General features: G+C 67.9%; 15 protein-coding genes and 2 pseudogenes. 7 read left to right on the forward strand and 10 right to left on the reverse strand.

Annotated elements, in window-relative coordinates; translation table 11 throughout:
• From ABNT58_RS25250 to trkA, 7 genes and pseudogenes are all read right to left on the reverse strand, one after another.
• Positions 1-1,025 (reverse strand): MCP four helix bundle domain-containing protein (locus ABNT58_RS25250; RefSeq protein WP_348756139.1); only part of this gene is annotated, 1,025 nt, incomplete at its 3' end.
• Positions 1,026-1,066: 41 nt separating this feature from the next.
• Positions 1,067-3,157: a chemotaxis protein CheA gene (locus tag ABNT58_RS25255; protein WP_348756140.1), complete on the reverse strand. Its 2,091-nt coding sequence runs from the start codon at positions 3,155-3,157 to the stop codon at positions 1,067-1,069.
• Positions 3,158-3,173: 16 nt separating this feature from the next.
• Positions 3,174-3,458 (reverse strand): STAS domain-containing protein, encoded by a 285-nt coding sequence (locus ABNT58_RS25260; protein WP_348756141.1) that lies wholly within the window; start codon positions 3,456-3,458, stop codon positions 3,174-3,176.
• Positions 3,455-3,823 (reverse strand): response regulator, encoded by a 369-nt coding sequence (locus ABNT58_RS25265; RefSeq protein WP_250199899.1) that lies wholly within the window; start codon positions 3,821-3,823, stop codon positions 3,455-3,457. Before ABNT58_RS25265 ends, ABNT58_RS25260 begins: the two co-directional genes overlap by 4 nt.
• A 14-nt stretch (positions 3,824-3,837) precedes the next feature.
• Positions 3,838-5,052, reverse strand: coding sequence for a methyl-accepting chemotaxis protein (locus ABNT58_RS25270; RefSeq protein WP_348756142.1), 1,215 nt, complete (start codon positions 5,050-5,052; stop codon positions 3,838-3,840).
• A 132-nt stretch (positions 5,053-5,184) separates the two neighbouring features.
• Positions 5,185-6,579 (reverse strand): potassium transporter TrkG, encoded by a 1,395-nt coding sequence (locus ABNT58_RS25275; RefSeq protein WP_348756151.1) that lies wholly within the window; start codon positions 6,577-6,579, stop codon positions 5,185-5,187.
• Positions 6,580-6,722: 143 nt separating this feature from the next.
• Positions 6,723-8,129 (reverse strand): annotated as a pseudogene (gene trkA, locus ABNT58_RS25280) (Trk system potassium transporter TrkA); the annotation flags it as partial.
• Positions 8,130-8,177: 48 nt separating this feature from the next.
• Between trkA and ABNT58_RS25285 the strand changes: the two are divergent.
• The 3 genes from ABNT58_RS25285 to ABNT58_RS25295 all read left to right on the forward strand — a co-directional run bounded on the left by ABNT58_RS25285 (position 8,178) and on the right by ABNT58_RS25295 (position 10,489).
• Positions 8,178-9,389, forward strand: coding sequence for an NAD(P)/FAD-dependent oxidoreductase (locus ABNT58_RS25285; RefSeq protein WP_348756143.1), 1,212 nt, complete (start codon positions 8,178-8,180; stop codon positions 9,387-9,389).
• A gap of 121 nt (positions 9,390-9,510) precedes the next feature.
• Positions 9,511-9,723, forward strand: a complete 213-nt coding sequence (rpsU, locus tag ABNT58_RS25290) for a 30S ribosomal protein S21 (protein ID WP_104301834.1) — start codon at positions 9,511-9,513, stop codon at positions 9,721-9,723.
• A 556-nt stretch (positions 9,724-10,279) separates the two neighbouring features.
• The gene (locus ABNT58_RS25295) at positions 10,280-10,489 is read left to right on the forward strand and encodes a hypothetical protein (RefSeq protein WP_348756144.1); all 210 of its coding nucleotides are present in this window, start codon (positions 10,280-10,282) and stop codon (positions 10,487-10,489) included.
• An 83-nt stretch (positions 10,490-10,572) separates the two neighbouring features.
• Here the strand turns inward: ABNT58_RS25295 and ABNT58_RS25300 are convergent, their stop codons facing one another.
• The 3 genes and pseudogenes from ABNT58_RS25300 to ABNT58_RS25310 all read right to left on the reverse strand — a co-directional run.
• Positions 10,573-10,782: a DUF4287 domain-containing protein gene (locus tag ABNT58_RS25300; protein ID WP_348756145.1), complete on the reverse strand. Its 210-nt coding sequence runs from the start codon at positions 10,780-10,782 to the stop codon at positions 10,573-10,575.
• Between the two features lie 331 nt (positions 10,783-11,113).
• On the reverse strand, positions 11,114-11,575 hold the full coding sequence (locus ABNT58_RS25305) for a hypothetical protein (RefSeq protein WP_348756146.1): 462 nt from the start codon (positions 11,573-11,575) through the stop codon (positions 11,114-11,116).
• Between the two features lie 610 nt (positions 11,576-12,185).
• Positions 12,186-12,656, reverse strand: a pseudogene (locus tag ABNT58_RS25310) (transposase); the annotation flags it as partial.
• Between the two features lie 99 nt (positions 12,657-12,755).
• Between ABNT58_RS25310 and ABNT58_RS25315 the strand changes: the two are divergent.
• From ABNT58_RS25315 to ABNT58_RS25330, 4 genes are all read left to right on the forward strand, one after another.
• A complete protein-coding gene (locus tag ABNT58_RS25315; RefSeq protein WP_348756147.1) occupies positions 12,756-13,202 on the forward strand; it encodes a GatB/YqeY domain-containing protein in 447 nt (148 codons plus the stop codon).
• A 10-nt stretch (positions 13,203-13,212) separates the two neighbouring features.
• Positions 13,213-13,557 (forward strand): TIGR01244 family sulfur transferase, encoded by a 345-nt coding sequence (locus ABNT58_RS25320; RefSeq protein WP_348756148.1) that lies wholly within the window; start codon positions 13,213-13,215, stop codon positions 13,555-13,557.
• A gap of 147 nt (positions 13,558-13,704) precedes the next feature.
• Complete coding sequence (locus ABNT58_RS25325) at positions 13,705-14,298, forward strand: TRAP transporter small permease subunit (protein ID WP_348756149.1); 594 nt, start codon at positions 13,705-13,707, stop codon at positions 14,296-14,298.
• Positions 14,295-14,940 (forward strand): TRAP transporter large permease subunit (locus tag ABNT58_RS25330; RefSeq protein ID WP_348756150.1); only part of this gene is annotated, 646 nt, incomplete at its 3' end. The genes ABNT58_RS25325 and ABNT58_RS25330, both read left to right, overlap by 4 nt.

The following is a 14,940-nucleotide window of genomic DNA, read 5'->3' on the forward strand; positions in this document are numbered from 1 at the left end:
ACCGCCTCCCCGCCTTCGGTGGCCTCGGTGGCCGCCTTGCTGGCCATGCCGTCGGTCACCTTGGCGTTGTCGGTGTTCTGCGCGATCGACGAGGTCATCTGCTCGATCGACGCGCTGGTTTCTTCCACGCCCGCCGCCTGCTCGCTGGCCGCCTGGCTCAGGGCCTGGGCGGTGGCGCTCACCTCTTCAGACGCGCTGGCCAGGCCCTGCGCACTGTTGTTGACTTCGCTGACCACACGCGAGAGCTTGTCCACCATGTTCTGCATGGCGCGCAGCAGCATCGCGGTTTCGTCCTTGCCCTGCGGCTCCAGCGTCACGGTCAGGTCGCCTTCCGACAGCGCATCGGCGGCCTTGACGGCGCGGGTCAGGGGCCGGGTGACGCTGCGGCTGATGAAAACGCCCAGCAGCACGCCCAGCAGCAGGCCGCCCGAGACCAGCGCCACCATCGCGTTGCGGCTGGTGTTGTACAGCGCCTCCACCTCATCGTTGGCGGCTTCGGCGCGCTTTTCCTTCTGGTCGGTCAGCTCGCCCAGCATGCCGTCCAGCGCATCGGCGCGCTCGCGCACCTTGGCCAGCGAGGCGATGAGTTCGTCGCTGCGCTCGGCCAGCTTGGTGCGCGCAGCCAGGTCCAGCGCATGCTTCATGTCGGACTGGTAGTCGTCCCAGGTCTTGTTGGCACTGGCGAACAGCTCCTTGGCCCGCTCGCTGACGAACAGCGGCCGGGCCTGGTCCAGGCTGGCTTTGGCCGCAGCGCTGTACTTGCCGATCGCGGCCAGGTGCTTGTCACGCTCTTCCTGGCTGGTGGCCAGCAGGAAGTTGGAGCGGGCACGGCCGATCGCGATGATCTGGATGTTCGCTTCCTTGATGTGCGACAGGCCCATCAGCTCACGGCTGTACATGCCTTCGGCCAGGTCGTTCATCTGCGAAGCGTTGTGCAGCGCCACGCCGCCCACCACGCCGCTGAGGCCCGCGACCACCAGGAAGCCGGTGATCAACCGGGTGCCGATCTTGAAGTTGGAAAACATCGGTAGTCCTTGAAACTGCTGGACGGTTACTGCGGATGCGCTCAACGCGCCGTCGGAGAGCCGGTGACAGGGGAATGGGCGGCAGCCGGGCCAGCGCCCCGCTCCACCGGCTTGTGGCTGACGTTGAGCGCCTGGCCGATGAGGGACGGCACGTCCAGGATCAGCGCCACGTCGCCGCTGCCACGAATGCTCGAGCCGCTGATGCCCTTGACCTGCGCGAACATCTTGGACAGCGGCTTGATGACCGTCTGGAATTCGCCCAGCAGCGTGTCCACCACCAGGCCCACCTTCTGGGCGCCGTGGCGCACCACGCAGATGTTCTGGCGCCGGCCGGGCTCGCCGTCCAGCTCGAAGGTCTCGCGCAGGCGGATCAGCGGCAGCACCTCGCCACGCAGGTCGGTGTAGTCGTTGGGCTGCTCGCCCTCGGCCACCGGCTCGGGGCTGTACTCGATGCACTCTTCCACCACGTCCAGCGGCACCACGAAGACCGACTTGCCCACGGCCAGCTGAAAGCCTTCGATGATGGCCAGCGTCAGCGGCAGGCGCACCGTCACGGTGGTGCCTTCGCCGGGCCGGCTGCTGATGTCGACGCTGCCGCGCAGCGCGGTGATGTTGCGCTTGACCACGTCCATGCCCACGCCGCGGCCGGACAGGTTGGTGATCTGTTCGGCCGTGGAAAAGCCGGGCTCGAAGATCAGGTTGTAGGTCTCGCTGTCGGTCAGCTGGCGGCCGGCTTCCACCAGGCCACGCTCCACCGCCTTGGCCAGGATGCGCTCGCGGTTGAGGCCACCGCCGTCATCACTGACCTCGATGACGATGCTGCCCGAGTCGTGGAAGGCATTGAGCCGCACCGTGCCACGCGCCGGCTTGCCGCGCTGGGCGCGCACGTCGGCCGGCTCGATGCCGTGGTCCATCGAGTTGCGCACCAGGTGGGTCAGCGGGTCGCCGATGCGCTCGACCACCGTCTTGTCCAGCTCGGTGTCCTCGCCGCTGACTTCCAGCGCGATGTCCTTGCCCAGCTCGCGGGCCACGTCGTGCACCACGCGCTGGAAACGGTTGAAGGTGGCGCCGATCTTGACCATGCGCAGCTGCAGCGCGCTGTCGCGCACCTGCTCCACGAGCTGGCTAACGGCGTCGTTGAGTTCGGCCAGGTCGGGGTCGCGGCGCTTGCGGGCGGCCAGGTTGGCACCGGCGGCGGCGATGATGAGTTCACCCACCTGGTCGATCAGCTGGTCGAGCTTGGCGGCATCGACGCGGATGGACTGGCTTTCGCTGCTGCGGTTCTCGCGGGCCTTGGGCTGGCGCTCGCCGGCCGGCGTGTCGGCCACCGGCGCAGCGGCCGGGGCCGCGGCCACCGGGGCTGCCACAGTGGCGGTCACAGCGGCGGCCACGGGCTGCGCGGCCTGCGGCGCCACGCGCTCGATCTGCAGCGTGCAATCGTCGCGCACGAACTCGAACACCGATTCGATGGCGGCCTGGTCGGCCTGGCTGCACAGCAGGATGTCGAAGCCCAGGTAGCAGCACTCGGGGTCCATCTCGTCGGCCTCGGGCAGGCCGGCGGCGTCGGTGGCGATGCGCTCGATGCGGCCCAGCGTGCCCAGGTAGCGGATGAAGGCCATCGGGTCCATGCCGTTGCGCAGCACGCCCTGGCCGAACTGCACCTGGATGCGCCACTGGCCGGCATCGCCGGCGGGCGCCGCAGCGTCCTCTTCGGCGGCCGGCGTTGCCGCCGCCTCGCCGCCCAGGTACACCTGCAGCCGGGCCACCAGCGGCGCGCCTTCGGCCAGCAGCGCCGCGCCGGGCGTGCCGCCGTCGGCCACCGCGGCCACCAGGGCGCCGATATGGTCGCCGCAGGCCAGCAGCAGCGCGATCAGCGCGTCGTCCGTGCGCAGATGGCCGGCGCGCACGTCGTCCAGCACGCTTTCCACCACGTGGGTGAAGGCCACGATGTCGTCGAGCCCGAACAGGCCCGAAGAACCCTTGATGGTGTGCGCGGCGCGGAAGATGGCGTTGACCGCCTCCGAGGTGCCGGCCTCGTCGAGCTGGCCGAGCGAGAGCAGCGCGTCTTCCATCTGTTCGAGGAGTTCGCGGCTTTCGACGATGAAGGTCTGCAGAGCCTGGTCGAGGTTCATGGGGGTCTCGTTGGTTTCAGGCCGCGTCGAGCGGCAGGGCCAGCAGCTCGAAGGCGTCGCGCACCGCGGCGCTGGGGGCGCGCAGCTGCAGGCGCCGGTCCAGCGAGGCGGCTTCACGGCGGGCCAGCAGCAGCAGCTGCACGCCGGCGGTGTCGATCTCGCTGACGTCCGACAGGTCGAAGGCCGGCTCGGCGGCGCGGCGCACCGCATCCAGCATCACCGGCTTGAGTTCGCTGGCGCGGTAGATGGTGAGCTCGCCGTCCAGCGCCAGCGCCTCGGGGCTCATGGCGGCGGCGCTCACGGCAGCACCAGCTTTTGCACCACGCCCAGCAGCTGCTCGGGCTTGAAGGGCTTGGTCACCCAGGCCTTGGCACCTGCGGCCTGGCCTTCGGCCTTCTTGCTGTCCGCCGTCTCGGTGGTCAGCATCACGATGGGCGTGAACTTGTAGGCCGGGTTCTGCTTGACCGCCTTGACGAAGCTGATGCCGTCCATGTTGGGCATGTTGACGTCGCTGATCATCAGGTGGACCTTCTGGCCCTTGAGCTTGGACAGCGCGTCCTTGCCGTCGCAGCCCTCCAGCACGTCATAACCTGCATTGCGCAGCGAGATGCCCACCACCTGCCGGAGCGAGGCAGAGTCGTCGATGATCATGATGGTTTTGGCCATGGCGTTTTACTGCGTCAGAAGAAGGTGATCTCGGATTCGGTCGCGGCCACGGCCACGGGGGCCTTGGCGCGGCTGCTGGGGCTGCTGCTGCCTTGCTGCACCTGGTGCACCTGGTGCTCATCGGCCATTGCGTAGGTGCTCTGCAGTTCGGCCAGCAGGCCGTCGGCGGACACCGGCGTCAACACGTGGGTCTGGTTGAACTGGCGCTGGTTGTCGGCCAGCGTGTCGGGCAGCCGCGCGATGTTCTGCTTGACGTGGGTGAGCATCTGGCTCACGCGGTCCTGGAACTGCAGGGCCACCAGCGCGCCGGAAATCTCGCCTTGGATGCCGATGCTTTCGTTCTTCAGCACCTCGGTGGAATGGGCCAGGCCGTCGGTCACCTCGCGCAGGTCGTGCAGCACGGCGGCGATCACGTCGCGCGCGCCCTGCATCGAGGCTTCGTCGGCGCTGCTGGTGGCGGCCGAGGCTTCGCTGGCGGCCACGATGGCCTCGCTGACCAGCCGCACCTTGTCGGCGATGCGCTTGCCGGTGTCGCCCGACATCGACGAGAGCTTGCGCACTTCCTGCGCCAGCACGCCGAAGCCGCGGCCGGCGTCGCCCGCACGGGCGGCCTCGATGGCCGCATTGACGGCCAGCAGGTTGGTCTGCGCCGCGATGGCGGCCACGTCGGTGGCCATCTGCTGCAGCTCCTGGATGAAGTGGCTGAGCTGCTGCACCTGGGCCACCAGCCGGGCCTTGCCCTGGTTGGCCGCTTCCAGCGAGCTGACGACCGACGACAGCTGCTCTTCGCTGCGGTTGAACACCGACAGCAGGCAGGCTTCGCCGTTGCGGCCCGAGCCGTCGGACACCTTCACCGCACGGTCGAGCTTGTCGACGATGCCGGCGAACTGCCCGGTGAGCGCGGCGATCGCGCTTTCCATCTGGTAGCGGGAGTTCTCGATGTGGCCGCTCCACACCGGCGCCAGCGCCTCGCCCAGCTGCTGGTGGCTGTTGACATAGGCCTGCAGCGCCTGCGCGTCCTGCGTCAGGGCGCGGCCCACCAGCCAGGCGCCGACGCCACCGGCGGCCACCAGCACCGCGGCCACGCCGCCGGCCACCCATCCGCCGGGCCCCATGCCCACCAGCGCCAGCGCGCCGGCCACGCCGGGCAGCGCTGCCGCCACCTGGGGCCAGCGCCGGCCGGCACGACTGGCAGCTGCGGGGCTGCCTGCTTTGTTTGCAACTTCCATCGACCCACCTTGTGAGAACCGGGGGCCCGCTGGGAACGGGGCGCCACGGTCTGTGCGAGGTGTATCGGTCGAGTGAGAACTAACTTGAATGTCCGATATACGACACTACTGACGGATATTCGGCGCCGACCCCTATTTGCGCCAGAACTGCGGTGTGAAAAGCACGAGCACCGTCAGCAACTCCAGCCGGCCGAGCAACATGCCGAAGGTGCACACCCAGGTCTGCGGGCCGGTCAGCGTCTGGAAGTTGGCCGCCGGCCCCACGTCGCCCAGCCCGGGGCCGATGTTGTTGACGCAGGCCACCACGGCGGCGAAAGCGCTCACCACGTCCAGGCCGGTGAGCAGCAGCAGCAGGGTCAGCATGATCATCGAGCCGCCGTAGATCAGCATGAAGGCCAGCACCGCCGACAGCACCCCCGGCGCCACCGCCTGGCCGTTGAACAACACCGGATTGACCACCCGCGGGTGCACGATGCGCACCAGCTCCTGTTGCGCCTGCTTGAGCAGCAGGATCATGCGCACCATCTTGATGCCTCCGCCGGTGGAGCCGGCGCAGCTGGCAAAGCAGCCCAGCAGCACCATGACCACCGGCGCGAACGCCGGCCACTGCTCGTAGTCGGTGGACACGAAACCGGTGGTGGTGGCCAGCGACACCACGTGAAAGCTCACGTGGCGCAGCATCTCCCAGGGGTCGACGTAGGTGCGCGCCACCGCCAGGTTCAGCGCGATGACGACGATGGTGGCCGCGATCCAGCCCAGGAACCAGCGCGCCTCGGTGCAGCGCAGCAGCGGCCGCAGCGAGCGCGTGCGCCACACCACGAAATAGCGGGCGAAATTGATGCCGGCCAGCAGCATGAACACCATGGCCACCGCATCGAGCAGCGGCGAATCCCAGTGGCCGAAGCCGTTGTCGTAGCTGCTGAAGCCGCCCAGGCCCACCGTGCTGCAGGCATGCATGAAGGCGTCGGCCCAGTTCATGCCGGCGGCGCGGTAGGCCAGCAGGCAGGCGGCGCTGAGCACCATGTACACGCCCCACAGGCCCCGCGCCGTCTCGGCGATGCGCGGCGTGAGCTTGGCTTCCTTCATCGGGCCGGGCGTTTCGGCCTTGAACAGCTGCGAGCCGCCCACGCCCAGCAGCGGCAGCACCGCCACCACCAGCACGATGATGCCCAGCCCGCCCAGAAACTGCAGGAAGCAGCGCCACACGTTGATGGACAGCGGCAGCGCGTCCAGCCCGGTGAGCACGGTGGCGCCGGTGGCGGTGAAGGCCGACATCGCCTCGAAATAGGCATCGGTGAAGTGCATGCCCGGCAGGTTCAGCAGCAACGGCAGGCTGGCAAAGCCGGGCAGCAGCGTCCACACCAGCGTGACGAGCAGGAAGCCGTCGCGCGGCTGCAGCTCGCGCCGGTAGCGCCGCCCCAGCAGCCACATGGCGCTGCCGCTGGCGGCGGTGACCACCAGCGACAGCCCGAAATCGCGCAGCGCCGCATCGCCGCCCACCCATGCAAAGGCCAGCGGCACCAGCATGCTGGCCGCGAACACGAGCACGATGAAGCCGACGATGGGCAGCAGCGGCAACACCGTGTTGCCCCAGGCGGTGCGCAGCAGGCGGCTGCGGCGGTGGCGCGCGGCGCGCCGGGCGCGGCGTTCGTCGTGGCGCAGCTGCATCGTCAGAAGAAGGTGGCGCCGACCTGGAACAGCCGCTCCACCTCGCGCACCATGCGCTTGTGCGGCAGGAACACGATCACGTGGTCGTCGGTCTCGATCACCGTGTCGTGGTGGGCCATGATCACCTGCGGTGCCTGACCGCCCTGCCCGCCCAGGCCGCGCACCAGCGCGCCAATCTGGGCGCCGCGCGGCAGCGCGATCTCTTCCACCCGCCGGCCCACCACCTTCGATTGCCGGCTGCTGCCACGGGCCACGATCTCCAGCGCCTCGGCGGTGCCGCGGCGCAGGCTGTGCACCGCCTCCACGTCGCCGCGGCGGATGTGGGCCAGCAATTCGCCGATCACCGTGTGCGAAGGCGAAATGGCGATGTCGATCTGCGTGCCCTGCACCAGGTCGGCATAAGCCCGGCGGTTGATCAGCGCCAGCACCCGCCGCGCGCCCAGCCGCTTGGCCATCAGGCAGGCCATGATGTTGTCTTCGTCGTCGCTGGTCAGCGCCGCGAACAGGTCCATGTCGCGGACGTTCTCGTCCTCCATCAGGTCCTCGTCGGTGGAGTCGCCGTGCAGCACCAGGGTGCTGCCCTGCAGCTGGGTGGCCAGGTACTGGCAGCGCTCGGCATTGACCTCGATCAGCTTCAACTCGCAGCTGCCTTCCAGCTCGCGCGCCAGGCGCAGGCCCACCCGGCCGCCGCCGGCGATCATCAGCCGCCGGGTGGGCCGGTCCATCTGGCGCAGCGCGCCCAGCACCTGCCGCACGTGCGAGGTGGCGGCCAGCACGAACACCTCGTCGCCGGCCGCGATGCGCGTGCTGCCTTCCAGCGGCACCGAGCCATTGCTGCGGTAGATGGCCACGATGCGCATGTCGGCGCCGGGCACCAGCTGCGGCAGCTCGGCCAGGCTGTGCTGCACCATGCCGCCGCCACGCACCGCACGCACCGTGATCAGGCTGACCAGGCCACCGACGAATTCCAGCACCTGCAGCGCCTCGGGGTAGTCGATCAGCTTGCGGATGTAGCGGGTGACCGAGGCTTCGGGGCAGATGACCTCGTCCACGCCGAAGCCGGTGCCCTTGGCCAGCAGCGGCGAGCCGGCCTCGAATTCGGGCGATCGCAGCCGGGCCACCGCCATCGGCACGTTGAAGACCTCACGCGCCACCTTGCAGGCCACCAGGTTGGTCTCGTCGGCGGCGGCGCAGGCGATCAGCATGTCGCAGTCGTCGGCGCCGGCTTCGCGCAGCACCGAGGGCTGGATGCCGTTGCCCACCACGCTGCGCAGGTCCAGCCGGTCCTGCAGCACGGCCAGGCGCCGCGGGTCGGTGTCCACCAGGGTGATGTCGTTGCGCTCGGAGACCAGGCTCTCGGCCACGCTCTCGCCGACCCGGCCCGCCCCGATGATCAGGATGTTCATGGCGCGGCAGTGTAGGTTTGCCCTGCAGGCCGGCCCCTATGATCCGCGCCCATGCTGCATTCCTACGACGCGATCATCCTGGGCGCCGGCGCCGCCGGCCTGCACTGCGCCGCCATGGCCGGCCAGATGGGCGCCCGCGTGCTGCTGCTGGACCATGCGGCCAAGGTGGCCGAGAAGATCCGCATCTCGGGCGGCGGCCGCTGCAACTTCACCAACCGCGACACCACGCCGGCGCAGTTCCTGTCCGACAACCCGCACTTCTGCCGCTCGGCGCTGTCGCGCTACACGCCGCAGGACTTCATCGCGCTGCTGCAGCGGCATGGCATCGGCTTTCATGAGAAGCACCGCGGCCAGCTGTTCTGCGACGAAGGCTCGGAACGCATCATCGACATGCTGCTGGCCGAATGCGAAGCCGGCAGCGTGGAGCGCTGGCAGCCCTGCGTGGTGCGGGCGGTGCGCCATGGCGCCGCCGGCTACGAGGTGGACACCGACCGCGGCACCGTCGGCGCGCCGCGCCTGGTGGTGGCCACCGGCGGACTGTCGATTCCCAAGATCGGCGCCACCGACTTCGGCCACCGGCTGGCGCGCCAGTTCGGCCACCGCATCGTCGAGCCGCGGCCGGCGCTGGTGCCCCTCACCTTCCCCGCGCAGCAATGGGCGCCCTTTGCGGCGCTGGCCGGCCTGTCGCTGGAAGTGCTGATCGACGCCGGCACCGGCAAGAAGCGCACGCGCTTCCTGGAAGACCTGCTGTTCACACACCGCGGCCTCAGCGGCCCGGCGGTGCTGCAGGTCTCCAGCTACTGGCGGCCGGGCGAGCCCATCACCATCGACCTGGCGCCGGGCCGCGACCTGGCCGCCGAGCTGAAGGCGGCCAAGGCCCGCTCCAAGCGCCAGCTGGGCAACGAGCTGGCGGCGCTGCTGCCGCAACGCCTGGCCGACACCTGGGTGCAGCGCCAGGGCCTGGACGCCACGCTGGCCATGCCGCAGGCCCGCGACCGCGACCTGGAAGCGCTGGGCGCCAGCCTGGGCGGCTGGCAGCTGCAGCCCGATGGCAGCGAAGGCTGGCGCAAGGCCGAAGTGACCGCCGGCGGCGTGGACACCCGCGAGCTGAACCAGCAGACGATGGAGAGCCGGCTGCAGCCCGGGCTGCACTTCATCGGCGAGGTGACGGACGTGACCGGCTGGCTGGGCGGCTACAACTTCCAGTGGGCCTGGGCCAGCGCGGCCGCATGCGCCAGCGCGCTGGCAGCACACGCAGCGTGACAAAGCTGCGAAACACGGTATACTCGCAGTCTTTGCTGCAAACCCGCGTCTCGATCCGATCGACGATTCCGGACCAACGGCTTTCGGGCACCGAGCGCACAAACCCAGGATTTACCGCTACATGACCACGATTCGCGTCAAAGAGAACGAGCCTTTCGATGTGGCCCTGCGCCGCTTCAAGCGCACCATCGAGAAGCTCGGCCTGCTGACGGAGCTGCGCGCCCGCGAGTTCTACGAAAAGCCCACCGCAGAACGCAAGCGCAAGAAGGCCGCCGCCGTCAAGCGCCACTTCAAGCGCGTTCGCAGCATGCAGCTGCCGAAGAAGCTGTACTGATCTTTCAGCACTGAGCTTCTGGCTGCCCAGGCAGCCAACAGAAAAACCCGCACGGGACGCCGTTGCGGGTTTTTTTACGGCTGTTGTTTGGCACAGGCGGCGCGCATGGCAGGGAGCAATGTTTTGCGCAGGGAATGCGCGCTTCGCCGTTTGGGCACTGCAGCCGCCGAGTGAAAAGGGATGCTCATCGTCAGAGGCCGCACGTGCAGATCGTCCGCTTGCAACGACCGGGCGATCACACGCTTGATGATCGGCTCGCCCAGGAACGTCTCGGACCGGGGGGGACCTCACTCGCATCGACGGCATCGATGTGAAGACGGCGTTGGTGGTCGTCAGCGAAATTGGCACCGACATGTGCCGCTTTCCGAGCGACAAGCACTTGGCCTCCTGGCTAGGCTGCGCCCGGGCAGCAAGATCACCGGCGGCAAGGTCATGAGCGGCAAGACCAAGCGCTGCGCGAACCAGGCGGCGCAGACGCTGCGGCTGGCCGGCCGCTGCAGCATTGCGCACCAGCCAGTCGTCGCTGGGTGCGTACTTCCGCCGCCCGTGCGCCCGCATGGACAAGCCCAAGGCGGTGACAGCGGCTGCGCACAAGCTGGCGCGGCTGATCTGCAGCATGCTGACCCAGGGCGAGGCATACACCGATCAAGGCCAGGTCTGCTGCGAAGAACGCTATCGGCAGTGCGTACTGAACAAGCTCAACAAGCGCGCACAGCAGTTGGGCATGACGCTGGTGCCCGCCGCGCCTGCGGCGCAGGCGGGTTGAATAATCCCTTGCGCGTCAGTCACTTATGGGGAGTTTCTTGCGAGGCCGCGCTGCACAGCACAAAGGCTGGCCCGTTGACTTGCCTACCGTTTGGCAAGGTGATACGCAACGAGTGCATTGGCATGACCGTGCCCGAGGCCGTGACTGGACTTGAGCACGCTGACGAGTTCCATGTGTTTGAGCTCACCTGCTGCTCGGAGGACTTGGAACCAATGCTCCAAAGGCTGACCATACTTCTTCTCAATGGAAGGGAAGTAGGAGGCTGGTCCTTGGACCTTCTCAGTATTTGGCATCGTTCACCCTGAATCTGCTGCGCCTGAACTGCCCTCCCGGCCAGACGAACACCGTCTGTGGAGTGGAAGCGGCCAGCGCACGAAAGTGGCCGCTCCCGACGCACGACGCTTCAACGAGCCAGTTCTCGACATGAAACCCGCGGATCGCCGCGGAGTGCTTTCGCGCGGCCTAACGAGGTAAGCGGGCGACGACGGCAGGACGCCAAGCCCGCGCAGTGCAGGATAAACCACAGCACTGCGCGGCTTGGTGGCCTGCCGATGGCGCTCCGCTTGACCGAGGGGTAAGGGGTTACGCTTCGCCCCGAAACGGCGCACCTTACGCAGCATTGCTTTACGGACTGCAGATGTCAGCTAGAAGGAGCGTGTGATCGCGCTTCGCCGATGCAAGCCTGCAATCCCACTCTTCCTGTTTCGCAATCATGCGACTGTGATCCGTCTCATCGTCATAGCGCTGGTTGATCTTGCCAAAGTCTTGCGTGATCTCTACATACGTCGCGCGCATCTCCTTGCTGTCAAGTCCTTGTAGTCTTCGATCAACCGCCTCGGCTTGCAAGATGTAAATGTCCCAATGACCTTGCTCATGTTTGAGCAGCGCATCAGTCATCTTCCCTTGGATGACCCAAGTGTTTGAGGCATCCAGCTTCAGCGTAACCAAAGCCTTCCCGCCTTTCGGCACGTAGCTCAGCTCGAATCCTGTGCTTGCATCGGACCCCTTTTCCTTTGGACGTTTGACCTTGGAAAAGTGCTTCCAGGTCAGCTGCCGCAGATCCTTCGGGACGATCACCAGGGTCATTTCTGCCTCCGATAGCCACACCGACAAGGTACCGCCGCACGTCCGGCAGAGCGTCATCAACATAGTGTGTGTCTTTTGCGAAAACGAAAAGCTTTTTTCTGCCGCGCCGCCGAGTCTGGCCATTGACGCGGTGCCGGTCGCGGCAGATAAGCCTCGTTGGACTTGACCGCCGCGCCGACGGTGGACGGGGAATGCAAGTTCAGCGCCGCGGGCGGGCAATGGTGTCGTTGCGCGCAACGTGGGAGTGCGCAAGGCGGCAGGGCCGCAGCGCGCGGGCAAGGTGCCGGGGTGTGGCCGCTGTCTGGGCGGTGTTGACGATGGTCGAAGACCTGCTCAGCCGGTGTGCGGCGTGGCATGCGCGAGCACGCCTGGCAGCGTCGCAGCACGACGTCGCCGGCCTGCTCGATGGCCAGAGCGCAGACGCTCACGGCAGCCACCGCGCGGCGTAGCCGCATCGCTCGGTGGCTGTCACACCCACCGGCGCCACGCGGGCAGCTGCCTGCCAGCGCCCGCGTCCGCAACGCATGCAGGGTGGAGATGTCGGTGGCCGCCACGCGGCGCATGAACTGCGCCACGTCCTCGGCCACGGCCGGGTTGCCCTGCGGCATCCCAGTGCCACCCGGGCAGTGTCCAGCCGTGCGGTCTTGGCCGTCGGCGCCAGCAACCCGTAGTGGCGGATGCGCTTGACGCCACGCGCCACCACGTGCTGCAGCAGCCGTTCGATGAACTGCGTCCCATCGAGTTGGGTGACGCGACTGCGCGCGCAACCTTCATCAGCGCCACCTCCCCCGTGCTTGCGGTTGATGCGGGTCCTGAAGTGCACATCGTTGCCAATGCCGCCCAGCCACCTGCGGTCGGCGGCGAAGGCCCTCAGCGTGCTGGCAGCGGTGTCGGGCAACGCTTCGTACACCCGACGCGTGCGCAGGCCGGCCAAGTGCTTCGGCGAACGCGCCGAGCGGGGTTGCCCACGCCCGATGCCGTCGCGCGGCACCTCACCCAGACAAAACAAGCCCTGCGCTGTCTCGATACCCGACCGACGCCGACCTTTCCGACTGACGCGCCCCGCCCTGGCCATCAGCATCCCAGCTTCCACGCAACCAACATCCTGTCCCCGGAAGCACCGAGATCCGCGGGACAATGCGTGACCAACCTCCGCTGTACCAGCCCCCGAGAATCCGCCATGACCCTGAAAGACCGCATCACCGACGACATGAAGACTGCCATGCGCGCCAAGGAAACGGAGCGCCTGTCCACCATCCGCATGCTGCTGGCCGCCATCAAGCAAAAGGAAGTGGATGAGCGCATCACGGTCGATGACGCGCAGGCGGTGGCCCTGGTCGACAAGCTGATCAAGCAGCGCAAGGACTCGGTGGCGGCCTACCAGCAGGCCGGCCGTGCCGACCTGGCCGACAAGGAAAGCGCCGAGATCGCGGTGCTGCAGGCCTACCTGCCGGCGCGACTGTCGGCCGACGAGGTGGCGGCCGAGGTGCGCGCCATCGTGGCCGAGCTGGGCGCCAGCGGCCCCGGCGACATGGGCAAGGTGATGGGCGCGGCCAAGGCCAAGCTGGCCGGCAAGGCCGAGATGGCGGCGGTGTCGGCCGCCGTCAAGCAGGCGCTGTCGCAGTAAGCTCGGCGCCATGAGCCTGCCCTTGAACCAGATCGCCGCCGACGTCTGCGTCGCCCCGCAACTCACGCCCGAGGCCATGGCCGACGCGGCGGCTGCGGGCTTTCGCAGTGTGGTGAACAACCGCCCTGACCATGAAGGCGGCCCCGACCAGCCCACCAGTGCCCAGATCGAGGCCGCCGCCCGCGCCGCGGGGCTGGAGTACCGCTACCTGCCGGTGCAGGGCGGCTACCAGTCGCCGGAAGAGATCGCGCAGTTCGCTCAGTTGCTGGAAGAACTGCCGCGCCCGCTGCTGGCCTTTTGCCGCAGCGGCGCCCGTTCCACCCGGCTGTACATGCAGGCCCTGCAAGCAAGCTGACAGCGGGCTGACGCGCCGTACGCGATATTGCGGCGCAGCATCCGTGCTTTCCCTGAAGCGCCCGCCTCGTGCGGGCTTTTTTGCGTCGCGCGTGGATACAGTCCGCGCTTTGCTCGCGCAGTTGGCAAGTTATTTCCCGGAGGTGGTGTGTCCGCTTTGCTCAGCTTGTCCCGGTGGATAGACCGGTTGAATGAATTCGTGGGGCGATGTGTCAGCTGGCTGGTGCTGGCGGCCGTCGTCATCAGTGCCGTCAACGCCGTGGTGCGCAAGGCGTTCGGCACCAGTTCCAACGCCTTCCTCGAGATCCAGTGGTACCTGTTCGCCGCGGTGTTCCTGCTGGCCGCGGGCTACACCATGCTGCGCGGCGAGCATGTGCGCATCGACATCATCCTGGGCCGCTTCAGCAAGCGCACCCAGATCAAGGTCGAGATCTTCGGCATCGTGGCCTTCCTGTTCCCGTTCGTCGTCGTCGTCATCGAGCTGGTGATGCCGCTGGTGATCCGCGCCTACACCTCGGGCGAGGTGTCGTCCAACGCCGGCGGCCTGATCCGCTGGCCGGTGTTCGCGCTGGTGCCGGCGGGCTTTGCGCTGCTGGGGCTGCAGGGCATTTCCGAGCTGATCAAGCGCATCGCTTTCCTGATGGGCCTGATCGACGACCCGACCCGCAAGGTGGTGGCCAAGACGCCGGAAGAAGAGCTGGCCGAAGCCATCCGCCTGCGTGAAGAAGGAGCCAAGGCATGATGGAGTTCATCGGCGCCAACATGGCGCCCATCATGTTCGCCGGGCTCATCTGCTTCCTGCTGATGGGCTTCTCGGTGGCCTTCTCGCTGGCCGCCTGCGGCCTGGCCTTCGCCTTCATCGGCATCGAGATGGGCCTGCTGCCCGCCGCGCTGATCCAGGCGCTGCCGCTGCGCATCTTCGGCACCATGCAGAACGAGACGCTGCTGGCGATCCCGTTCTTCACCTTCATGGGGCTGATCCTCGAGCGCTCGGGCATGGCCGAGGACCTGCTGGACACCATCGGCCAGCTGTTCGGCACCATCCGCGGCGGCCTGGCCTATGCAGTCATCCTGGTGGGCGCCATGCTGGCCGCCACCACCGGCGTGGTGGCCGCCTCGGTCATCTCGATGGGCCTGATCTCGCTGCCGATCATGCTGCGCTACGGCTACGACCGGCGGCTGGCCACCGGCGTCATTGCCGCCTCGGGCACGCTGGCGCAGATCATCCCGCCTTCGTTGGTGCTGATCATCCTGGCCGACCAGCTGGGCCGCAGCGTGGGCGACCTGTACAAGGGCGCGTTCATCCCCGGCTTCACGCTGGTGGGCATGTACATGCTGTACGTGTTCATCGTCACCATCGTCCACCCCCACCGTGCACCGGCAC

Origin of the sequence: uncultured Aquincola sp., from assembly GCF_964001545.1 — a bacterium.
GTDB lineage: Bacteria > Pseudomonadota > Gammaproteobacteria > Burkholderiales > Burkholderiaceae_C > Aquincola.